Annotated in this window: 22 protein-coding genes; 10 read left to right on the forward strand and 12 right to left on the reverse strand. The window is 68.2% G+C overall.

What is annotated here, in order from left to right; translation table 11 throughout:
- Positions 1-57 precede the first annotated feature (57 nt).
- Positions 58-324, reverse strand: coding sequence for a DUF7553 family protein (locus tag P0D77_RS14230; RefSeq protein WP_277553763.1), 267 nt, complete (start codon positions 322-324; stop codon positions 58-60).
- 210 nt (positions 325-534) lie between these two features.
- Between P0D77_RS14230 and P0D77_RS14235 the strand changes: the two genes are divergently transcribed.
- Positions 535-1,422, forward strand: a complete 888-nt coding sequence (locus P0D77_RS14235; RefSeq protein WP_277553764.1) for an NmrA/HSCARG family protein — start codon at positions 535-537, stop codon at positions 1,420-1,422.
- A 38-nt stretch (positions 1,423-1,460) separates the two neighbouring features.
- Here the strand turns inward: P0D77_RS14235 and P0D77_RS14240 are convergent, their stop codons facing one another.
- Together P0D77_RS14240 and P0D77_RS14245 are read right to left on the reverse strand one after the other, a co-directional pair.
- Complete coding sequence (locus P0D77_RS14240; RefSeq protein ID WP_277553765.1) at positions 1,461-1,997, reverse strand: cob(I)yrinic acid a,c-diamide adenosyltransferase; 537 nt, start codon at positions 1,995-1,997, stop codon at positions 1,461-1,463.
- 9 nt (positions 1,998-2,006) lie between these two features.
- Positions 2,007-2,249 (reverse strand): glutaredoxin family protein, encoded by a 243-nt coding sequence (locus tag P0D77_RS14245; RefSeq protein ID WP_277553766.1) that lies wholly within the window; start codon positions 2,247-2,249, stop codon positions 2,007-2,009.
- A gap of 237 nt (positions 2,250-2,486) precedes the next feature.
- Between P0D77_RS14245 and P0D77_RS14250 the strand changes: the two genes are divergently transcribed.
- Entirely contained in the window at positions 2,487-3,554 is a 1,068-nt protein-coding gene (locus tag P0D77_RS14250) for a YeiH family protein (protein ID WP_277553767.1), read from the forward strand.
- 31 nt (positions 3,555-3,585) lie between these two features.
- Here P0D77_RS14250 and P0D77_RS14255 read toward each other — a convergent pair whose 3' ends face one another.
- The gene (locus P0D77_RS14255) at positions 3,586-4,476 is read right to left on the reverse strand and encodes an extracellular solute-binding protein (RefSeq protein WP_277553769.1); all 891 of its coding nucleotides are present in this window, start codon (positions 4,474-4,476) and stop codon (positions 3,586-3,588) included.
- A gap of 121 nt (positions 4,477-4,597) precedes the next feature.
- Between P0D77_RS14255 and P0D77_RS14260 the strand changes: the two genes are divergently transcribed.
- The gene (locus P0D77_RS14260) at positions 4,598-6,712 is read left to right on the forward strand and encodes a S9 family peptidase (protein ID WP_277553770.1); all 2,115 of its coding nucleotides are present in this window, start codon (positions 4,598-4,600) and stop codon (positions 6,710-6,712) included.
- 169 nt (positions 6,713-6,881) lie between these two features.
- Here P0D77_RS14260 and P0D77_RS14265 read toward each other — a convergent pair whose 3' ends face one another.
- Genes P0D77_RS14265 through P0D77_RS14275 form a run of 3 tightly spaced genes read right to left on the reverse strand, consistent with a single transcriptional unit; the run spans position 6,882 to position 9,019 of the window.
- Entirely contained in the window at positions 6,882-8,096 is a 1,215-nt protein-coding gene (locus P0D77_RS14265; RefSeq protein WP_277553771.1) for an MFS transporter, read from the reverse strand.
- The gene (locus P0D77_RS14270) at positions 8,093-8,479 is read right to left on the reverse strand and encodes an acyl-CoA thioesterase (RefSeq protein ID WP_277553772.1); all 387 of its coding nucleotides are present in this window, start codon (positions 8,477-8,479) and stop codon (positions 8,093-8,095) included. The genes P0D77_RS14265 and P0D77_RS14270 overlap by 4 nt, the downstream gene beginning before the upstream one ends.
- 30 nt (positions 8,480-8,509) lie before the next feature.
- Positions 8,510-9,019, reverse strand: coding sequence for an HPP family protein (locus tag P0D77_RS14275; protein WP_277553773.1), 510 nt, complete (start codon positions 9,017-9,019; stop codon positions 8,510-8,512).
- A 113-nt stretch (positions 9,020-9,132) separates the two neighbouring features.
- Between P0D77_RS14275 and P0D77_RS14280 the strand changes: the two genes are divergently transcribed.
- A complete protein-coding gene (locus P0D77_RS14280; RefSeq protein WP_277553774.1) occupies positions 9,133-9,303 on the forward strand; it encodes a DUF7838 family putative zinc beta-ribbon protein in 171 nt (56 codons plus the stop codon).
- Between the two features lie 14 nt (positions 9,304-9,317).
- On the opposite strand, the gene P0D77_RS14285 is transcribed toward P0D77_RS14280, so the two are convergent.
- The 3 genes from P0D77_RS14285 to P0D77_RS14295 form a co-directional block, all read right to left on the reverse strand.
- On the reverse strand, positions 9,318-9,911 hold the full coding sequence (locus P0D77_RS14285) for a DUF2391 family protein (RefSeq protein ID WP_277553775.1): 594 nt from the start codon (positions 9,909-9,911) through the stop codon (positions 9,318-9,320).
- Between the two features lie 103 nt (positions 9,912-10,014).
- The gene (gene aceA / locus P0D77_RS14290; RefSeq protein ID WP_277553777.1) at positions 10,015-11,088 is read right to left on the reverse strand and encodes an isocitrate lyase; all 1,074 of its coding nucleotides are present in this window, start codon (positions 11,086-11,088) and stop codon (positions 10,015-10,017) included.
- Positions 11,089-11,311: 223 nt separating this feature from the next.
- Entirely contained in the window at positions 11,312-11,542 is a 231-nt protein-coding gene (locus P0D77_RS14295) for a hypothetical protein (protein ID WP_277553778.1), read from the reverse strand.
- A 136-nt stretch (positions 11,543-11,678) separates the two neighbouring features.
- On the opposite strand from P0D77_RS14295, the gene P0D77_RS14300 reads away from it, so the two are divergent.
- The 6 genes from P0D77_RS14300 to P0D77_RS14325 all read left to right on the forward strand — a co-directional run bounded on the left by P0D77_RS14300 (position 11,679) and on the right by P0D77_RS14325 (position 16,847).
- Positions 11,679-12,077, forward strand: coding sequence for a fluoride efflux transporter FluC (locus P0D77_RS14300; RefSeq protein ID WP_277553779.1), 399 nt, complete (start codon positions 11,679-11,681; stop codon positions 12,075-12,077).
- Positions 12,074-12,460, forward strand: coding sequence for a fluoride efflux transporter CrcB (gene crcB / locus P0D77_RS14305; protein WP_277553780.1), 387 nt, complete (start codon positions 12,074-12,076; stop codon positions 12,458-12,460). The genes P0D77_RS14300 and crcB overlap by 4 nt, the downstream gene beginning before the upstream one ends.
- A 44-nt stretch (positions 12,461-12,504) precedes the next feature.
- Positions 12,505-12,945: a universal stress protein gene (locus P0D77_RS14310; protein WP_277553781.1), complete on the forward strand. Its 441-nt coding sequence runs from the start codon at positions 12,505-12,507 to the stop codon at positions 12,943-12,945.
- 93 nt (positions 12,946-13,038) lie between these two features.
- A complete protein-coding gene (locus tag P0D77_RS14315) occupies positions 13,039-14,523 on the forward strand; it encodes a carotenoid oxygenase family protein (RefSeq protein ID WP_277553782.1) in 1,485 nt (494 codons plus the stop codon).
- 113 nt (positions 14,524-14,636) lie between these two features.
- Positions 14,637-14,831: a cold-shock protein gene (locus P0D77_RS14320; RefSeq protein WP_277553783.1), complete on the forward strand. Its 195-nt coding sequence runs from the start codon at positions 14,637-14,639 to the stop codon at positions 14,829-14,831.
- Between the two features lie 246 nt (positions 14,832-15,077).
- Positions 15,078-16,847, forward strand: a complete 1,770-nt coding sequence (locus tag P0D77_RS14325; protein ID WP_277553784.1) for a hypothetical protein — start codon at positions 15,078-15,080, stop codon at positions 16,845-16,847.
- A 33-nt stretch (positions 16,848-16,880) separates the two neighbouring features.
- On the opposite strand, the gene gcvPB is transcribed toward P0D77_RS14325, so the two are convergent.
- Positions 16,881-18,398 carry an aminomethyl-transferring glycine dehydrogenase subunit GcvPB gene (gene gcvPB / locus P0D77_RS14330; protein WP_277553785.1) on the reverse strand — a complete coding sequence of 506 codons (1,518 nt, stop codon included), beginning with the start codon at positions 18,396-18,398 and terminating at the stop codon, positions 16,881-16,883.
- Positions 18,395-19,735 carry an aminomethyl-transferring glycine dehydrogenase subunit GcvPA gene (gene gcvPA, locus P0D77_RS14335; protein WP_277553787.1) on the reverse strand — a complete coding sequence of 447 codons (1,341 nt, stop codon included), beginning with the start codon at positions 19,733-19,735 and terminating at the stop codon, positions 18,395-18,397. Before gcvPA ends, gcvPB begins: the two co-directional genes overlap by 4 nt.
- Between the last annotated feature and the right edge of the window lie 112 nt (positions 19,736-19,847).

The raw sequence follows: 19,847 nt of genomic DNA on the forward strand, positions 1-19,847 counted from the left end.
GCCGTTCGGGTCCGGGTCGACGCCGCTACGCGTACCGAACCGCGACCGCGACGACCGTTATTCGCTGGAGCGACTGTCTCGGTAGGACTGAAGCCGGTCGCGAGCCTCCTGTACGGCCTCCTTCGCGTCACCTTCGGCCTTCTTCGAGAGGTCCTTCAGGTCGGCCTCCAGTCGGTCGAGTCGCGAGGGCTCCGGTTCCTTCTCTCGCCCGACGATCTCTCGGACTCGTGCCTCCACTGGCTCCAGTTCCTCTTTCACGCCTTCCTTCGCGTGGTCGGCCGCTCGTCCAAGATAGTACCGAGCGTCCTCGAAGTGTTTCGACATACTTGTCGCTTGGCCGAGGACGAATAAAGTGCTTGTGGGGGAACGGGTCGAAACCGGGGAACGGGAGTCCGATCTCACGACGGTCCGACGCTGGGCACGGCGATGGCGGGCCGTCGTGATCTGTGACGCTGCCCACCTCGCAGCTACACGGGAACCAGAGACACAGCATCTCACAGCGATGATTATACTCGAATCGCGCGTATTACTCATATGGACAGTATCCAGACGATTCTCGTACTCGGGGCGACAGGACGACAGGGCGGCGCAGTCGTCGACGCACTCACCAGCGGCGAGTTCGGCTCCTTCGACGTGGTCGCGGGGACGCGCAACCCCGCCAGCGACGCCGCAGAGTCGCTCCGCTCGCGTGGTGTCTCGGTCGTCCCCGTTGACCTCCTCGACGAGGAGTCGCTCGTCGCCGCGATGGAGGGCGTCGACGGAGTCTTCGCCGTGACGACGTTCTTCGAGGGCGGCATCGACGCCGAAATCGAACAGGGCAAACAGATCGTCGCCGCCTGCGAGGCGGCCGGCGTCGACCACCTCGTGTTCAGTTCCGTCGGCTCTGCGGACGCCGACACCGGCCTCGAACACTTCGAGTCGAAAGCGCAGACCGAACGTCGCATCGCAGAGACAGCCATCGCCGCGACCATACTCCGACCCGTCTACTTCATGCAGAACCTCGGCGGGCAAGCAGCGCAGATCCGAGACGGGATGGTAACGCTCGCGATGGCTGAGGGCGTCGAACTCGCGATGGTCGACCAGCGAGACATCGGCCGCGCGGCCGCCGCCGCGTTCGCCGACCCCGACTCGTTCGTCGGCGAGACGCTCACCCTCGCGGGCGACTCGCTGACGCTCGATGAAATCGCCGCGGTGTTGAGCGAGCACCTCGGCACCGACGTCGAAGCGGTCCACCTCGACACCGAGACGCTGCGCGAACAGGCTGGCGACGAGATGGCCGAGATGTTCGTGTGGTTCAACGAGACTGGCTACGACGTCGACGTTCGTGCGTTAGAAGAGCGACTGAGCTTCGAGATGGGCGACCTCGCCACCTGCCTCGAGGAGACGGGGTTCATCGGGACGCCCGAGACGACCGCCCGCTGAGTCCGACCGGGCGGCCTGCAGTTGTAGGCTGTTACTCGTTACTGGTAGTCGGGCGCGTCTTCGGCCACGCCGTCACGAGCGTTGACCACGCGCGCGAACGTGAACAGGGCGTCCGAGAGGCGGTTCAGATACGCCACCGCCTCCTTGTTCACGGGTTCGTCGTTCGCGAGGTCGACCGCGCGGCGCTCGGCCCGGCGGGCGACCGTCCGGGCGTGGTGGAGTTTCGCCCCCGCCTCGCTCCCCGACGGTAACACGAACGAGGTCAACGGCTCGAGTTCCTCGTCCAACTCGTCGATCCAGTCCTCCAGTTGCTCGGTGTGACGGGGACGGACGACGGGTGCGTCCTCGTCGGGGTCGGGGTTGGCGAAGTCCGCCTGCAGGACGTGGAGGTGGTCCTGTACGGTGCGCAGCATCTCGTCGACGTCGTCGTACCCCGTCGGGCGGATGGTGCCGATGAGCGCGTTCGCCTCGTCGACCGTTCCGTACGCCTCGATTCGGGGGGACGTCTTCGACACCCGCGACATGTCGCGGAGGTCGGTCTTCCCCTCGTCGCCGCGGCCGGTGTAGATGGGCATCGGTGGGTCTCAGGCCGCGAGCGTTCGCTCGATGTACTCGAGGATGTTCGCCGACTCGTTCATCGTGACGCCGTGGTCGGTGTCGACGAGGACGGGCACGCCACGCTGACCGCTGACGCGAGCGACCTCGTCGCGCTTGGAGTGGAGCGCCTCCGTCCACACCGTCTCGTACTCGATATCGGCGTCTTGCAGGGCGTCGTGGACCTTCTCGCACCACGGGCAACCGTCCAGTGCGTACAACGTGATGGACATACCCGATCAATCGGCGGCGACACCGAAGTAGCTTGTCACGCCGGCGTCACCGGGTCACCGGCAACGAATTCCGCCTTCTGTGACACAGAGCGAGTCGCTCAAGTGCGTCCCCTCGCGACCAACGTTCGTGTCGGTCTTGACGTCGCTCACACGACGGGTGTCCGAACTCGACCGTGGCTGGAAGGCGACGGCGCTGGCCGGGGCCATCGTCGCCGTCGACGTCGTCGCGCACACCGTATGAGCGAGGATGACGCCGCGACCGCGTCGCCACGAACGTCGCGAACGCTGCGGTCGATCATCCAGCAGGTGTTGCCGGGAGTCGTGACGCTCGTCGTCGTCGCCGCGGGCGCACGACTCCTCGCGCCGTACGTGCCCGTGACGCCGCTGTTGCTCGCCGTCGCCGTGGGAGCCGTCGTCGCGAACACCGTCGGTGTGCCCGACGCCCTCGAACCCGGTATCGCGCTGCACGCGCTGTTGCTGGAGACGGGCATCGTGTTGCTCGGGGCGAGCGTCTCGCTCGCGGCGCTTGTGGCCGCAGGACCGCAACTGCTACTCGCCGTCGTCGCCGTCGTCGCCGTCGGACTGCTGCTCGTCGAACTGTTGGCGCGAGTCGCCGGCCTCCGTCGCCGAACCGGGTCGCTACTGGCGGCCGGGTCGGCCATCTGTGGCGTCTCCGCGGTCGCGGCGACGGCGGGCGCACTCGACGCCGACGAGTCGGACGTCGCACTCGCAGCGGGCACCGTCCTCACGTTCGACGCCGTCACGCTGGCCGTCTACCCGGGGATCGCGACGACGCTGGCACTCGACCCGCGGGTGTTCGGCGTCTGGGCGGGACTGTCGATGTTCTCGACGGGTCCGGTCACCGCCGCGGGGTTCGCGTACCACCCGGTCGCCGGCGAGTGGGCGACCGTCACGAAACTCGCACGTAACGCGCTCATCGGGGTCGTCGCGGTCGCGTACTCGCTCCGTGCGGCCGCCGGCAGCGACGAGTCCGCCGAGACGGATGCAGCCTCGACGGGCGGCATTCGGGGGACGGTCGCGGCGTTGGCCGAGGGCCTCCCGAAGTTCCTCGTCGGGTTCGTCGCCGTCGCGGCGCTGGCGAACGCGGGACTCATCGCGGGACCCGCGCGTGAGACGCTCGTCGTCGCGTCGGACACGCTGTTTCTGTTGGCGTTCGCGGGGCTCGGGTTCGATATCCGAGCCGACCAGATGCGCGCGGCCGGCGTTCGGCCACTCGTCGTCGTCGGCGTCGCGTTCCTCGCGGTCAGTGGGACGGCGTACCTACTCGCCAGTGGCCTGTTCTGAGAAGGCCGAGCGCGTCGACTCGCGTGTGGCGCTACTCGACCGACTCCTCACGTGGATACGACGCTGGGACGCCGAAGGCGTCTCCCATCCACCCAGTGTCGACGAGCGTGTCGAACACGGCGTCGACGCTCGGGGCTGACCGGCGCGTGACCGCGCCGTATCGGATCGGTGTGCCGTGGACGACGGTTCCGTCGGGCAGTTCGTACGACTCGTGGGCGTAGGTGTCGGCGTGCGCTGGCGCTCCCAGGTGGATCGCCGGTGGCAACGACCGGAACGACACGTCGTGGTCGACCGCCATATTCCGATAGACGACCGCGGCGTCGAGTTCACCGGTCTCGAACACCGGCAGGAGTTCCGCCTCTGGGAACACCTGATTGGGCGCGAGCGCCCGCGGGTACGGCCGGCCCCACCGTCGCTCGGCCAGCGAGAGGGCGAACAGCGTCCGGTATCCCAGCGGGTCGGCGTCCGGGTCCGTCCGCCCCCACCGAAGCGAGCGGTCGAGTAGCGGGTCGAACGCCCGGTCGGCGTCGCGGACGGCGCGGCCGCCGGGGGTCGTCGGGTCGTACGCGACGACGAGTTCGTTCGTCGCGAACGCGGTGTAGCGCCGTGTGATGCCGTCGAACAACGCCGGGTCCGCGAGTGCGAGGACGTCCGGGTCACGCAGGCCGTCACGGACCAGTCGGGCACACACCGCCGACCCTCGGAACTCCGTCGTCAGGTCGACGTCGAGGTCTGGATGGTGTGTCTCGACTTCGGGCCGGAGTCGCTCCTCGACCGCACGGGCGAGACTCCCCGCCGCCAGCACCGACACCGTCGGTGACTCTCCTGCCCGTGAACCGAGACACCCTGTGACGGACACCACACTCGCGACGCTGGCGGCCCTACCGAGCGTGGACAGGACGTCACGTCGCGTCGACTGCATCGACAGTAGACACGAACGGCTACTACTAACGAATTACGTAACTGAATGCAATTACTCTCTCGGAGTTCGTGTGACCACCGCTTCCCGAACGGTGAAGTGGTCAGTGCCTAACGGCCGCGGTATGCAGGACGGAATCGACCTGGAGTCTTACTACGACCTACGACTACTCGGCGAGGTGGCCGTCTCACCCGACGGCGAGCGAGTCGCGTTCACCGCACAGGAGTCCGACCCGGCGGCCGACGAGACGCGCGCGGGCCTGTACGTCGCGCCCACGGACGGGTCGCGCGACCCACACCGACTCACGCGGGCGTCCGCGGCGTCGTCGCCGACCTGGAGCGACGACGGCGACACGCTGGCGTTCACCGCGGCGCGAGACACCGACCTCGTCCGCAAGCAGGGTCGTGCAGACGACGGCGACGAGGAAGACGAGAGCGACGCCGGTGGCAACGGTGGCAACGGAGGCAACGGAGGCAATGGCGACGACGACCCCAAGCCGCAGGTGTGGGCATTCGACCTCGCACTCGGCGGCGACGCCCGACAGTTGACCGCCTTCGAGCACGGCGTCCGCGAGTTCGACCTCGCGCCCGACGGCGACCGCCTCGTCGTCGCCGCACGCGACCCGACCGACGAGGAGGAGGAGTACCTCGACCAGCGGAACGACGGCGGCCCAATCGAGGTGACCCGCCTGCAACACAAACGCGACGGCGCGGGCTGGCTGGACGACGTGACCACCTACCTGTTCGTCGGCGACATAGACGCGGAGGAAGCCGACGCCGACGCCTTCGACCGCCTCGACGACGCCTACGGCGCAGGCTCGTCGGAACCGCTCGCGGGACTCCAGCCGACGTGGGGACCGACCGACCGCATCGCGTTCACCACCTGCACCGACGACGACCCCGACGACTCCGGCGCCTACGATGTGTGCACCATCGCGCCCGACGGGAGCGACCGCCGCGTCCTCACCGACGGGTCGCTCCGGTGTGGGTCGCCGACGTGGTCGCCGGCGGGCGACCTCCTCACCTTCAGCGGCGGCGACTACAACAACTGGTACACGCCGACGGAGGTGTTCGTCGCGCCCGACGAGGCCGACGCCGAGTTCGAGTCTGTTTCCGGCGACCTCGACCGCACCCTGCCGCTCGGCGGCGGGTCGATGGCGTGGCTCGACGACGAGACGGTCGTCACGCCCATCGCCGACGAGGCGTGGACCCGCCTCGCGGTGTGTCCGGTCGACGGCGAGTCGAGACGGGCGTTCACCCGACAGGGGCGCGACCGCACCATCGCCGGCTTCGATCTGGCGGGCGACACGGTCGCCGTCGGCCTGACGGGCGCGGACCACCCGCCGGACGTGTACGCCGTCCCTGGCGCGGAACTCCGCGAGGACGACGCCGGCGGCCCGACGAAGCGTCTCTCGCACCTCAACGCCGAGTGGGCAGACGAGCGAGCGATTGACTTCCCGGACTGTGAGGTCGTCGCCTACGAGAACGGCGACGGCGAGGAGATAGAGGCGGTCGTCTACTACCCGCCCGAGTTCGACCCCGACGGCGACGACCGCGCGCCGGTCATCTGCTCAATCCACGGCGGGCCGATGAGTTACGACGCGCCCGGCTACCGCTTCTCCATCGACTACTGGACGAGCAAGGGGTACGTCGTCGCAAAGCCGAACTACCGTGGCTCGACCTCCTACGGCCGCGCGTTCGCGGAGTCGCTGAAGGGCAGTCGCGGCGAGTTGGAGTCCGACGACGTCATCTCGGCGATGGAGCACCTCGTCGAGGAAGGCGTCGCCGACGCCGACCGCCTGTTCTGTACGGGGTTCAGTTACGGCGGCATCACGACCGCACACGTCGTCACCCGGACCGATACGTTCGCGGCGGCCGCGCCCGAACACGGCATCTACGACTTCTACTCCAACTTCGGCACCGACGACAACCACAACTGGCACGACTGGGAGTTCGGGATGCCGTGGGACAACCCGGACCTGTACCGCGACATCTCCTCGATCACTCGGGTCGACGAGATAGACACGCCGTTGCTCGTCACCGCGGGCGAGGAGGACTGGCGGTGCCCGCCGACGCAGGCCGAGCAGTTGTACGTCAGCGTCCGCAAACAGGGCGTCGACGCGAAACTCGTCATCTACCCGAACGAGCACCACAACATCGGGACGCCCGAGCGAGCGACGCATCGCATCGAGGAGTTGACGGAGTGGTTCGAGAGTCACGATCCGGGCGTGGACGAGTGAGCGACGCGAGGCCGAACGAACGTGAGGCCTCGAATGCGAACGGCGAGCGGAGCGAGCCGTGAGCGAAGCGAACGAGTCCACGGAGTAGCGGCGGCGAGGTCTCTGTGCCGAGCCGCCCATCGGCCTCTCTGTTGACGAGTAAGCGACCGATACGGCAGACGACGCGCCGTTACAGCCCCAACCCGAACACGCGATTCGCGCCCAACAGCCCCAGACACGTCGCCAGCAACGCGACCACGAGGCCGTACGCGGCGGGCCACCCCGCAGTGCTCGCCACCGCGCCGGTGACGACCGACCCCGACGCCGCGAGGAACATGTACACCGTCCGGAGCAACCCAAAGCCGTACCCGCGCTCGGCGTCGGTGAGGCGGTCCATAAACCGTGCCTGAATCGGTCCTGGCCACGAGATACCCGCCCCCAGCACGACGACGCCGACGACGGTGCCGACGAGGTCCGGGACGAGTACAAGCGTCGCAATCCCCGCGCCCGCGAGGGTGACGCTGACGGCGACCGCGGCGTCGCGCGAGAAGCGGTCCGAGACGCGGCCGTTCACCGGCTGCGCGACGGCGCTGATGCCGAACACCGCGCCGAACGCGACCGCGGCCGTCGACGGTGAGACGCCACGGTAGGAAACGAGAAACGCCGCGAGGAACGAGGAGACGGCCTGGAATGTGAATCCGCACAGCACCGCGAGCGCCGTCGTGTACGCCAGCGGCGGGCGCGAGAGGATTCGCTTGATTCGAGTCGGGTCGACCAGCGCCGCGAGGTCGCGGTCGGGGTTGGCCGGCGGAAGCGACGGGACGAATAGCAGCGTCGCAAGCGCCGCGGGGACCGCGACGGCGACGCCAGCGCCGACGGCGACTTCCCAGCCGAACCGCTGTGCGAGGACGCCCCCAACCGCAGGGAACGCCGCGCCTGCGACCGCACCCGCACCCGTGAGGACGCTCAACGCGCCGCCGCGCTCCTCGTACAAGCGTGACAGCAGGGCGGTCGCCGGCGAGAAGAACAGGCCCGCGCCAGCACCGAGGACGACCGTCGCAGCGCCGAACACGAGGACGGTCGGCGAGAGCGCGACCAGCGCCGTCCCGACGGCCGCGCCGACGATGCCCGCGAGGACGAGTGGACGCTCGCCCACGCGGTCCGCGAGCACGCCGCTGGGGAACTGTGCGAGCGCGTACGTCGCCCACATCCCCGTGAGCGCCAGCCCGAGCGTCGCCTCCGTCGTCTCGAAGTCGAGGAGGACGAACGGGACGACCGCGCCCAGCAGGATGCGCGCACCGAGTTGGCTGAAGTTGCCACCGCTGACGGCCGCGAGCGCGAGGCGACGACGGCCGTCGCCAACGCTCGACGCAGCTGTGCCGCCAGCCGCGTCCGCCCCGCTCATTCGACGCGGTGGCGTTCGGCCGCCTCGCGGACGGCGTCGGGAATCGGCGTCGGCTCACCGTTCGCAAGCGACACCTGCACCGTCTCCGCCTCGGCGACGACCCGGCCCTCGAACCGGAGTTCGTACCCGAACGTGAGGCTGGAGGTTCCCACGTCGAGAACGTCCAGCGACGCGTCGACGGAGCCGGTGCCCTCGATCGGTGCGCGAAAGTCGATGTCGAGCGATGCGAGGGCGGCGCGGGCGTCCGCGAGGTCGATGCCGACCGCCTCGCGGAAGAACGCGGTGCGAATCTCCTCCAAGTAGGTGGCGTAGACGGCGTTGTTGACGTGACCCATCGGGTCGAGGTCGCGATAGCGGACGGGCACGGTCGTCTCGAAGGTCATACTCGGACGTCGACAGCGCGGGGTTTCGACCTATCGTTCTCCCGCCGGTGAAGAAGCGAGTGCGGCACCGGCGACCGCACCGAGTTCGGCGGCGAGAAACAGCGCGAGGACGCCCACGAGAACGACAGCCGCGTCCGCGAACGAGGAGAGCAGGCCCAGCGAGACGATGAGCGTCGTCGCGCAGGCGGGCGCGTGGCGGGCGTCGAGCGCCGCCATCCCGGCGGTCGTCAGGCCGACGGAGGCGACGGCGCTGGCGGCGAGGTGTGCGCCCGCGGGCGCAGTCGCGGCGAGTGAGTCGGTGATGACCGCGCCGCCCGCGAGCGCGTGATACGAGAGCAAGCCCGCCGCGACGCCGACGGCGTGCCCGCCGACCAGTTCGCGCGCGGTTGGGCGACCGGACCCGACGGCGACGAGATACGCTGACGGCCCCAGGCTCGGGAACACCAGCGGGCGGCCCGTCGCCCACGCTAACGCACCGGCGACCGCGAGCAACGCGGCGACGTGGAGCGCCTCTACGACGCCGTCGGGGAGTCGTCGCACGGTCGTCGCTGGCGGCCGCGCGGTTGGTGAACCCGACGGTTTCCGACGCAGACGGAGTGCGCCGAGCGACCGGGACCGGAGTTTTGAAAGTCTCCGCGCTCACAGCGTGACGTATGAGCCTCGAGCAGACGTTCTACTGCCCACAGTGTGGTGAGGACCGCGACTTCTGGCGCGTCGCCGCGATGACGCTCCACCTCGGCGAGAAGACGAAGTGGCGGTGTAACGAGTGCGACCACGGCCTCACGCGCATCAACGGCGACAGTGGCGCGGCCATCGAAGCGTAAGCGGACGCCCGTTCTCATCCGGGAAGCAGGTCCCCGAGCGCCGCCCCGACCGCCATCGGGACGGCGGCGACGACCGTGCTCCCCAACGCGACACCCGGACTCGTCCAGTCGACGCGTCCCCACACGGTGAGGCCGACTAACGCTGTGAGGGCGGCGACGCCGAGGACCCCCACCAGTCGACGAGGGACGACGCCGAGAATCGGGTTGTGCACGCGGACGTCCTGAAAGTCGGCGACGTAGATGATGCCGATGACCAGCAGGACCGTCGCAACCACGGTCCCAACGAGGTACACAGGGTGGGAGGCGAGGTACGCTCCCACCTCGCCCGTGCCGCCCTCCACGAGCATCGGGATGCCGAACAGGACGCTCCCGAGCAGCGCCTCCGCGAGGTCCGAGCGGTCGAACCCGCGGACGACCCGGCCGAACACCGACGGCGGTTTTTGCACGGCGATTTCGCGAGCGGTACGCATCGCCTCTTGCACCTTTCGGCGCTCCTCAGTGTCGTCGACGACGGACTCCAGTGTCTCCAGCGACTCGATCAGATCCTCGACGGTCGGGTCGGCGTCGTCTGCGGTCGAGGATGTGTCGCCGTCGCCGCTGTCGCTCATCGTCTGGTGGTCACCAGCACGGTACGTAGTTCCGCCGGTGGCCGTCACGGGGGCACAGTCGGAGACAGCGGTCGCGAAAGAAGTGGTCAGCGTCGCCGCGGGATCAGTCGTCGTCGCCGGTGGACTGCGCTTCGGTCTCTTCGCCTCGCTCGCCGGACGTGATCGGTTCCGAGCGGTCCTCGGCGAAGCCAGCCGACCCCTCGATACGCTCTTTCGCCTCGGGATCGAACCGCGTCTCGATGTCTTGGTAGCGGTCGACGAACGACAGCGCGTGGTGGCTCTCGGTCTCGTGGCCGATGTAGCGCTCTTCGAGGTCGAACTGCGCCTGTTCGTCGTTCTCGGCGATGTTCTTCATGTCCTCGTAGACGGCGTGTGCGCCCGAGTGCAGGGCGTACAGCGTGATGAACTGGTACTTATAGCCCAGGTCGCCCAGTTCTTGGAAGGTGAGCGGGTCCTCCTCGGCGCCCCACTCGAACGACGAGGAGTAGTTGAATGCCAGGTCCAGGTCGGGGTGCGTCTCGTGGATGGTCTCGGCGTACTCGACGGCGTCCTCGCGGCTGGGGTCGGGCATCTCCGGCCAGACGAGGTCGACGCCCGCGTCGGCGTAGATACGCCCGCGTTCGAGGTGCTCCTCCCAGTCGCCGTTTGCGGATCCGTAGGCGTCCGTCCGGGCGATGATGACGGTGTCCTCGCTCTGCTTCGCGTCGACGGCCGCCTCGAACCGCGAGCGAGCCTGCTCGCGGGAGACGATCTGCTTGCCCGCGATGTGCCCGCAGCGCTTGGGCGTGGTCTGGTCTTCGATGTGGATGGCGGCGACGCCGGCCTTCTCGTACTCGCGGACGGCGCGGCGGACGTTGTGGGTACCGCCGTAGCCGGTGTCGCAGTCGGCGATGACTGGGAGGTTCGTCGCCTCGACGATGCGTTTCGCGTTCTCGACCATCTCTCGCATGCCGACCATCTCCAGGTCCGGGAAGCCGAACTGCCCGAGCACCGTCGAGTAGCCCGACATATACGCGGCGTCGAGGCCGGCCATCTCCGCGAGGCGGGCGTCGAGGGCGTGGTACAGCCCCGGTGCGAAGACGTAGTCCTGTTCGTCCAGCATTCGGCGCAGTTCGCGGCCCTGCGGGTTGTCGATGTCCTTCGTGAAGACGTCCTGGTCGAGTTCTGAGGGGTGCATCAGTCTGAATCCTCCATGAGCGCGAGTTCGAACGGGTCCCGGCGGCGGCGCTCGGCGCAGTCACGGGTCGTGTCGGTCGGCGTGTCGGTGCGGTCTGAGCGGGCTGTCAGTGGTCGGACGTCGGGAACGAGCGGGGCGTCCGTCTCGTCGTTCCCGGTCCGTGAGTTGGGGCGTCGAGTCGGACGGGTCGAGTTTGGCCCCGTTCGCGTGGGAGCGCGACGGCTCATCGGTCGTCGGCCTCCGTCGAGAACAGGCTCAGTTGTCGCGAGTCGATTTCGTCGAGGTCGGTGTCTGGATTCGGGTTGAACGTCATGTGGTGTGGGTCGGTGGTGTGGGTGGAGTCGGCGGGTGGTGCGTGGTCTGAGCGGTCGGTGCGTGGGATACTGCCGCGGATGCGTGGTGGTGTACTACCATATTTCGTCGCCTCATCTCCCGAAAATCGGAGGATGCACATAACTGTAATGATTGATAATGATAATATTCTATAATCCGTTTTACGGGTGGATATCCCCTTAATTGTCAGACAGTACCACACCCGTCCGGACGAGGAACCGACACGCCGATACGTCGGCCCTCGAAGCAGGAGAACGATGACAGGTCGGGGGAACGGATCGCTCACCGTGGTCGGCCTCGTCGCCGCCGGCGGCGCGGTGGGGGCGACGGCGCGATACGCAGTCGGTGCGGCGCTCCCCAGTCTCTGGGGAACGCTCGTGGCCAACGTCTCGGGCAGTCTCCTCCTCGGCTTTCTCCTGTACGAGGCGCTCCGGACCGACGCGCTGGGCGACCGCACGCGCACCCTGCTCGCGACGGGCGTCCTCTCCTCGTACACCACCTACAGCACGTTCGTCGTCGAGACGGTACAGGCCGCACCAGCCGTCGGCGTCGCCTACCTCGTCGGGAGTTACGCTCTCGGCATCGGCGGTGCGCTGGTCGGGCGGGCGGGCGCGGCGTGGGTCGACCCACGGCCCGACCGGGAGGTGGACGTGTGACCAGCGTGGTAGCGCAGGCGGCGCTGGCGACGATTTCCGACCCGGCGGTCGTCGCCGTCGGCGGTGCGGTCGGCGCCGTCGCACGACACCTGCTCGGGTCGGCCGTCGACCGCGAGGAGTTCCCGCTGGGGACGCTCACGGTGAACGTCCTCGGGAGTTTCCTCCTCGGGTATCTCACTTTCCTCCCAGTCGGTGGCGACCTCGCGTTGCTCGTCGGGACGGGAGCCTGCGGCGCGTTCACGACGTTCTCCTCGTTCTCCGTCGCGACCGTCCAACTGTGGGAACGCGGTGACCGCGTCCGGGCGGCGGCGTTCGTCCTCGCCAACACCGTACTCGCGGGCGCGGCCGTCGGCGTCGCGGCGCTGCTCGCGGGCGGGATCTGACACCGGACCGAAACGCCGTTGGGCCCACCCCGTGTCTGTGGGGTATGGCTCGCCGCGTCCTCGTTCCGCTCGACAACTCGGACCACTCAACGAACGCACTCGACCACGCCCTCGACGTCCACGAGGGCGCGACGTTCGTCCTCGTCAACGTCGTCGACCCCGCCCGCTGGGTGTCGGCGGGCGACGAGGAAGGTATCGAACCGATGTACTCCCGCGAACTGGAGGAGGCCGCGAAGTCGGGAAGCGATGACCTCCTCGAATCCGCCGCCGACCGCGTCCGCGAGCGCGGTGCGGACGTGGAGATGCGCCGACTCATCGGCGGGCCCGCCCAGTCCATCTTGGAGTACCTCAACGACGACGAGACGGACATCGACGTGGTCGTGATGGGGAGTCACGGCCGCAGCGGACTCAGTCGGATGCTGATGGGCAGCGTCGCAGAGAAAGTGGTGCGGCGGTCGCCCGTCCCCGTGACTGTCGTCCGCTGAGCGCGGCGCCGACTACGCTCGTCGACGAACACCACTCGCTTGGGTAGCGGAGCCGCCGGTAGCGATTAGCCGCTCGCCCACGTGTCAGTGACAATGGACGCCCACCCCGGCTTTCACTCGCTCCACGAGGAGACGGCCGAGACACTCCCCGTCGACGGCTCGCTTCCCGACTGGCTCACCGGCAGCCTCGTTCGCAACGGCCCCGGTGCGTTCTCGTTCCCCGACGGCAGCGCCGTCGACCACTGGTTCGACGGCCTCGCGATGCTGTACCGCTTCACCTTCGACCCCGGCAACCGCGCCGAGAGCAGCGAGGCGAATGGCGACGCGGTCCACTACCGCAATCGCTTCCTCCGTACCGACGCCTACGAGGCCGCCCGCGCGGGCGAGTTCGACGGTGGCTTCGCCACCGGCGAGACGACGCTTCGTTCGCGACTCACCACCTTCCTGCGCGACCCGTACGACAACACGAACATCGTCGCCGAACGCATCGGCGACGACTACCTCGCACTCACCGAGTCGCCCCGCAGGGTCGAGTTCGACCCGAACACGCTCGACGTCCTCGACATCGGGGAGTCCGACGACGACGTACCGAACGGCCACCTCGCGTGTGCACACCTGAAACGCGACCCCGCGACCGGGGGGCTGGTGAACCTCGTGACGACGTTCGGACGGACGAGTCGCTATCACGTCCACGCCATCACTCCAGACGGCACGCGGCGACACGTCGGGAGCATCGAGACGGCAAAGCCAGCGTACCTCCACAGTTTCGCGCTCACACCGCGGTTCGTCGTCGTCGCGGAGTTCCCACTTCGACTCGACCCGCTTCGCCTGTTCAAGCCGGGGCGGCAACGCCCGTTCATCGAGCAGTTCGAGTGGGAACCCGAGCGCGGCACTCCGATCCACGTCCTCGATCGAACCACTGGTGAGGTGGTTGCCGCGCCCGTGGCCGACCCGGTGTTCGGTTTCCACCACGTCAACGCCTTCGAACGACGCGGCGGCCGCGAGGTGGTCTTCGATCTGGAGACGGTGCCGGACGCGACGACTATCGACTCGCTGTACCTCGACGAACTCCGTGGGGGCGACTTCGGCGCGTTCGGCGCACAGGTGGACCGGTTCGTCGTCGATCTCGGCGACGCGAACGGCCGGGGTCGCTACGGCGTCGCCGACGCGACGGTCACACGAGAGACGCTGTACGACGGCGGAACCGCATTGCCGACGGTGTCGCCTGCGCGGTGGTGCGACGAGCATCGGTACGTCTACGCGATGAGCACCGACGCACCGGTCGACGAGTGGGCACGAGCGGTGTTGAAACTCGACACCGAGACACGGACCGTGACCGAGTTCGACGACGGCGGCTACTTCGGCGAACCCATCTTCGTGCCGAACCCCGCGGGCGAGGCCGAGGACGATGGGGTCGTTCTCGTGGTCACGCTCGAAGCGGGAGCAACGGAGTCGTCGCTCGTGGTGCTCGACGGCGAGACGTTCACCGAACGTGCCCGGGCGACCCTCCCGCACGCGGTGCCGTTCGACTTCCACGGCCGGTACTTCCCGGAACTGAACGCGAAGCCGGCGGTGTAGCGGTGTGCATCGGGTCGATATCGGCGAAATTGGCCAACAGATATATTACATACCTCCGTGGTACCGTGACCCTCGCAAGCCTTATTCCCCTACCTCCCTGACGAATGATTGCAATGGCATCCGGTAAGGTTGACTTCTTCAACGACACGGGCGGCTACGGTTTCATTTCGACTGACGACGCGGACGAGGACGTGTTCTTCCACATGGAAGACGTCGGCGGTCCGGACCTCGAAGAGGGGCAGGAAGTCGAGTTCGACATCGAAGAGGCCGAGAAGGGCCCGCGCGCGACGAACGTCGTCCGCAACTAAGCCTAACGAACCACAGCGACTGAACGACCCGAAGCGGATTTCCGTCTCTCTCGTCTCCTCACGGCGGCGTTGATACGGGTTTACTCACTTCGGATTTTCCCGAACGCTACACCGACGAGCGACGCCGTCGTCGCAACCGCGACTCGCGGTCACACCAACGGACTCCGTCGACAGCGACCGCGCCGTCGGATGTGACCCAAAAAGCATTACGCGGCCGAGGAATCACCATCCGATAGCGAATCGAGAATGTCGGAGAAGTGGACGCTACGCGGTTCGGGCGTCGGCGTAGTCGCTGCACTCGGCGGAATCGAGGTGGTGCTCCGGTCGCTTTCGACACCCGCCGGCGCGGTGGCGGACGTCGTCGCATCGACGTTGAGTATCGTCGTCCCAGTCGTCGTCGACGCGACCGTTCTCGAGTGGGGGATCGGGTGGCTGTTCCTCGCGACACTGGCGTATCAGACGTTCTACCGAGTGGACGCCCTGCTGGTCCAGTACAGCGACTCGCGTCGTCTCGCGTATCTCTCGGGGTCGGTCCTCGCGGCACTCGTGGGCATCGGACTCACGTGGGCCATCCTCGGTCGCGTGTTCTCGTACGCCTCGACGCCCGCTGTCGTCGTCGACAGTCTCGTGTGGGCCGTCGCTGCCGCCGTGGTGGCGTTGTACGCGGCGTCGACGACGTTCACACACGACCTCAAACTCGCCGTCGTCGTCGGGACGGCGATGGTCGTCGCCGCCCTCCTGTACCCACTTCCCGAAGTCGCCGTCGTCGTCTGGTTCCTCACCGGACTCGGCGTGAACCAGATTCCGACGGGGCCGCAGATCAAACAGTTGCTCAACGACCCCATCGAGCGACTGATGTTGGGTGTCGCGGGGAGTATGACTGGCACCTCGATCCACCTGTTGTACGTCGTCTTCGGCATCCTGCTGTCGACGAGTGGGTTCTTCTACGTGCCCGGGAGCATCCCCGAGGCGCTCCGTGGTCTCTCGATAGGGCTCCTCACGACCGCCGGTGACTACGCGGCGATGGAGCCATCGGCGGTCGGGTTCGTCGTCTGCGTCGCGGTCGTACCGACGCTGTACGGCGTATGGTACTGGCTGCGTGTGGCAGAACGGCTCCCCTTCTCGTTGGGACTCGTCGAGAAACCCGCGACCGGCGGCGGAGGTGCTTCACAGCAGTTCCACGTTCGGAAACTGAAACTGAAGGGTGGCATCAACGACGTCGAAATTACTTCGTACAGGCCGATTCCGCCGGGATACGGACTGCCAGTATCGCTGCTGGTCGGCCTCGTCGTCGTCTTCCAGAGACAGGTCGGCGCGCTAACCGCGAACGTCGTCCCGCTTGGCTACGTCCTCGCGGCGCTCGCGCTCACACTCCTCGCCGCGCTCACGATACTCGCGCTGTTCGTCGTTCGACTCACGGCCTACGACTACGATCAGGACCTGGCGTCGACGGACGCACCCTCGGAACGGCTGGGCGAGTTCGTCGACGACCTCTCGGAGTGGCAGTATCGCCGCTCGACGGACAGCCTCACGGGGACGGTCAGGACCGAACGGAAGCCGCTGGTGGACACGCTCGACAGGGCGCTCTCGGTGCTCGGCCTCGAACGACACCACCGCGGGGAGACGGCGTCCGCGACGCACATCGCGCCGCTGGCGTTCACCCTACAGGTGGTCGTGCTGGGGTCGGCATTCGGGCGACACGTCGCCGCGACCGTCCACGGCCTGTTGAGCGGTGGGCCCGTGCCGTTCGACCTGCTGTTGTTCGGCGCAGATGTCGGGACCGCGATTCTCGTCGCCGCGGCGCTGTACGTTCCCGCGGTGGTGCAGCGACGGTACGAGGCGAACCCGTTCGTCCTCGGAATTCCGATGGCGCTCGTCGGCGTCGTCGTCGCGCACCTGTGGGTCGGCGGCACCATCGGGGCTCCCAGCCCGGTCGTCACCGCGGTCGGCGGTGTCGCCGTCGTCACGGGCGTCGGTGCGTGGAAGGCGTACGAGGTCGTCGCCGGCGACGGTTGACGGTCGAAGAAGTAGCCAGCGTCGCGCCGGGGTTTACTCGTCGTCGCCCAGCGCGTGCCACGACAGCCGCGGATTGCGCGCGGCCGAAGTCTGGTCCACACGCCGGGAGGCGGTCTTCGTCGGCGCGTCGTGAAGTTCCTCGTCGGAGTCCGCGAACGCCTCGTTGAAGGCGTGGGCCAGGTCCTCCAGCGACCGCTTGTTCTCCACCTCCGTCGGTTCCGTCAGCATCGCCTCGGGGACCATCTCGGGCCACTTCGTCGTCGGCGGGTGGACGCCGTAGTCGAGCATCCCCTTCGCTACGTCGGCGGCGTCGCGGTCGCCCGCCGTTGCCGCGAACTCGTGGTGGAACGGGCCGTACGGCACGTCCATCTCCAGCAACGAGGCGAGGTAGTTCGCGTTCAGCGTCGCCTTCGCCGAGGCGTCGACCAGTCCCTCGTCGCCCAGGCGGTGGATGTACGCGTACGCGCGGACCAACACGAGCCAGTTGCCCCCGAAGCCGTGGACCTTGCCGATGGAGTGAGTCGGGTCGAACAGTTCGTACTCGGGGACGTCGGTGCCTGCGGGCGACGCGGAGTCGTCGTCCGTGTCGCCGCCAGCGTCTGCGAGGGTACCGCCGTCGGCGGCCGCCGCGGGCGTGTCCTCGCCGACCTTCCGCACCTGCGGGCGCGGGAGGAACGGCGCGAGGTCGTCGACGACGCCGACCGGTCCGGCGCCGGGGCCGCCACCGCCGTGGGGCGTCGCGAACGTCTTGTGGACGTTGTAGTGCATAATGTCGAATCCCATATCGCCGGGGCGCGCCCGGCCGAGCAGGGCGTTGAGGTTCGCACCGTCGTAGTAGAGCAGGCCGCCGTGGTCGTGGACCAACTCAGCGATGTCGGCGATGTCACGTTCGAACAGGCCGACCGTGTTCGGATTCGTCAGCATCAGCGCGGCGGTTTCGTCGCTGACGGCCGCTTCCAGCGCCTCGAAGTCGACGCGGCCGTCGTCGCCGGATGGGAGTTCGACCACGTCGTACCCCGCCATCGCGGCGGTCGCGAAGTTCGTACCGTGTGCGGACGCCGGGATGATGACCTCCGATTTGTCGTTGCCGTGGTGTTCGTGGTACGCCTTCGCGACGGTGATGCCGGCGAACTCACCGGCCGCGCCCGCGGGCGGTTGCAGCGTCACCGCGTCCATCCCGCCGATGGTCGCGAGGTACTCCTGCAGGCCGTACAGGAGTTCGAGGTTCCCCTGCACCGTCGCGGGGTCGCGGTCGGGGTGGACCGCCGCGTTCGGGTCCGCGGCGACGCTGTCGGTGAACGAGGGGTTGTACTTCATCGTACACGAGCCGAGTGGGTACGGCCCCGCCTCGACGCTCCAGTTCATCTGCGACAGTCGGGTGTAGTGGCGGGCCAGTTCCGGTTCCGAGAGACCGGGCAACTCCAGCGAGTCGCGCGTCAACTCGTCGGGGAGCGCGGAGTTCTCGCCGGGGTCGACCTCGGTGGAGTCTTTCTCCGAGAGGAGCGACTCGTTGCGCGTCTCGTCGCCGTAGCGGGCCTGATCATAATTCATACTACCACCTCCGCGAACGCGGCGACGAGATCGTCGGCCGCGTCGGCGTTCGTGTCCGTCACACACACCTGCAGCGTCTCGTCGTCGAGGACGTGGACCGCGAAGCCGTGGTCGTGGAGGTCGGCGGCGACGCCGGGTGCGTCGTCGACGCCGACGGTGAACTCGCGGAAGTGGTGGCGGTCGTCGAGCGGTGCATCGACGCCGTCGATGGCGTCCAGGTCCGCCGCGAGCGACTCGGCGTTGCGAACGCAGTCTTCCGCGAGGGCGACGAGGCCGTCGGGGCCGAGCGAGGCCGCGTGCATCGCGGCGCGGAGTGCGACCCACGCCTGATTCGTGCAGATGTTCGAGGTGGCGCGCTCCTTGCGGATGTGCTGTTCGCGCGTCTGGAGCGTGAGCGTGAACGCCCGGCGGTCGTCAGCGTCCTCGCTCTTGCCGACGAGGCGGCCGGGGACCTGCCGGAGGTACTCCCCCTTACACGCGAACAGGCCGAGGCCCATCCCGAAGCTCGTCGGGAGGCCGAGCGACCCCGCCTCGCCGACGACCACGTCCGCACCGACGGAGGCCGGTTCCTGCAATAGCGACAGCGCGACGGTGTCGGAGCCGACGCAGAACAGCGCGTCGTTGTCGGCCGCGAGGTCACCGATGGCGGCGAGGTCGGGTTCGATCGCCCCCGTCACGGTGGGCGTCTCCGCGTACACGAAGACGGTTTCGTCGTCGACGACATCCGCGAGGGCTTCGAGGTCGGCCGTGTTGTCCGCGTAGGCGTACGTCTCGACGGTCAGATCCGAGCCGTCGACGTAGTTGTCGAGCGTCCCGCGCTTGCCGTCGCGCAGGTCCTCGGGGACGAGGATGGTCGTGCCCGACGTGGAGCGCACGCGCTCGGCGAGCAGCGCCGCCTCCGCGAGGCCGGTCGCGGCGTCGTACATCGAGCAGTTGGCGACCGGCAGGCCCGTCAGTTCGACCAGCATCGACTGGTACTCGAAGAGGGCTTGGAGGAACCCCTGGGTAATCTCAGGCTGGTACTGCGTGTAACTGGTGAGGAACTCCGACCGCGAGGAGAGGTCGTCGACGACCGCGGGGACGTAGTGGGAGTAGTGGCCGCGACCGAGGAACTCGGTCAGGTCGTCGTTGCGGGCGAACGTCTCCCGGAGGTCGCCGATGACGGTTCGCTCGTCGCGCTGGGGGATACCGAACTCGCCGTCGAAGGCGACCGCCTCGGGGATGTCGAAGAGGTCGGCCTCCTCGTCGACGCCGAGGGCGTCGAGCATCTCCGCCGTCTCGGCCGCGGTGTGGGGGGCGAACGGCGACCCCGACGGCCCGGAGGTGCGTCCGCTCATCGCGTCCGCACCCCGGCACGTCCGTGGGGGTCGACCGCCGTTCCGTGTCCACGTCTGTTCATAGATGTGCCTACGGCGCGGCCACCAAGAGTCGTTCGTTCCCGGGCGGCGT

The organism is Halobaculum limi (genome assembly GCF_029490015.1).
Classification (GTDB): Archaea; Halobacteriota; Halobacteria; order Halobacteriales; family Haloferacaceae; genus Halobaculum; species Halobaculum limi.

Coding starts and splice junctions, on each gene's coding strand:
- P0D77_RS14285 (WP_277553775.1), bottom strand. CDS start 9,911: ATGAGCGACAGCGGCGACGGCGACACATCCTCGACCGCAGACGACGCC.
- P0D77_RS14315 (WP_277553782.1), top strand. CDS start 13,039: ATGGACGCCCACCCCGGCTTTCACTCGCTCCACGAGGAGACGGCCGAG.
- P0D77_RS14300 (WP_277553779.1), top strand. CDS start 11,679: ATGACAGGTCGGGGGAACGGATCGCTCACCGTGGTCGGCCTCGTCGCC.
- P0D77_RS14320 (WP_277553783.1), top strand. CDS start 14,637: ATGGCATCCGGTAAGGTTGACTTCTTCAACGACACGGGCGGCTACGGT.
- P0D77_RS14280 (WP_277553774.1), top strand. CDS start 9,133: ATGAGCCTCGAGCAGACGTTCTACTGCCCACAGTGTGGTGAGGACCGC.
- P0D77_RS14250 (WP_277553767.1), top strand. CDS start 2,487: ATGAGCGAGGATGACGCCGCGACCGCGTCGCCACGAACGTCGCGAACG.
- gcvPA (WP_277553787.1), bottom strand. CDS start 19,735: ATGAGCGGACGCACCTCCGGGCCGTCGGGGTCGCCGTTCGCCCCCCAC.
- P0D77_RS14240 (WP_277553765.1), bottom strand. CDS start 1,997: ATGCCCATCTACACCGGCCGCGGCGACGAGGGGAAGACCGACCTCCGC.
- P0D77_RS14235 (WP_277553764.1), top strand. CDS start 535: ATGGACAGTATCCAGACGATTCTCGTACTCGGGGCGACAGGACGACAG.
- P0D77_RS14230 (WP_277553763.1), bottom strand. CDS start 324: ATGTCGAAACACTTCGAGGACGCTCGGTACTATCTTGGACGAGCGGCC.
- P0D77_RS14270 (WP_277553772.1), bottom strand. CDS start 8,479: ATGACCTTCGAGACGACCGTGCCCGTCCGCTATCGCGACCTCGACCCG.
- gcvPB (WP_277553785.1), bottom strand. CDS start 18,398: ATGAATTATGATCAGGCCCGCTACGGCGACGAGACGCGCAACGAGTCG.
- P0D77_RS14310 (WP_277553781.1), top strand. CDS start 12,505: ATGGCTCGCCGCGTCCTCGTTCCGCTCGACAACTCGGACCACTCAACG.
- P0D77_RS14260 (WP_277553770.1), top strand. CDS start 4,598: ATGCAGGACGGAATCGACCTGGAGTCTTACTACGACCTACGACTACTC.
- P0D77_RS14325 (WP_277553784.1), top strand. CDS start 15,078: ATGTCGGAGAAGTGGACGCTACGCGGTTCGGGCGTCGGCGTAGTCGCT.
- P0D77_RS14295 (WP_277553778.1), bottom strand. CDS start 11,542: ATGTGCATCCTCCGATTTTCGGGAGATGAGGCGACGAAATATGGTAGT.
- P0D77_RS14265 (WP_277553771.1), bottom strand. CDS start 8,096: ATGAGCGGGGCGGACGCGGCTGGCGGCACAGCTGCGTCGAGCGTTGGC.
- P0D77_RS14255 (WP_277553769.1), bottom strand. CDS start 4,476: ATGCAGTCGACGCGACGTGACGTCCTGTCCACGCTCGGTAGGGCCGCC.
- aceA (WP_277553777.1), bottom strand. CDS start 11,088: ATGCACCCCTCAGAACTCGACCAGGACGTCTTCACGAAGGACATCGAC.
- P0D77_RS14245 (WP_277553766.1), bottom strand. CDS start 2,249: ATGTCCATCACGTTGTACGCACTGGACGGTTGCCCGTGGTGCGAGAAG.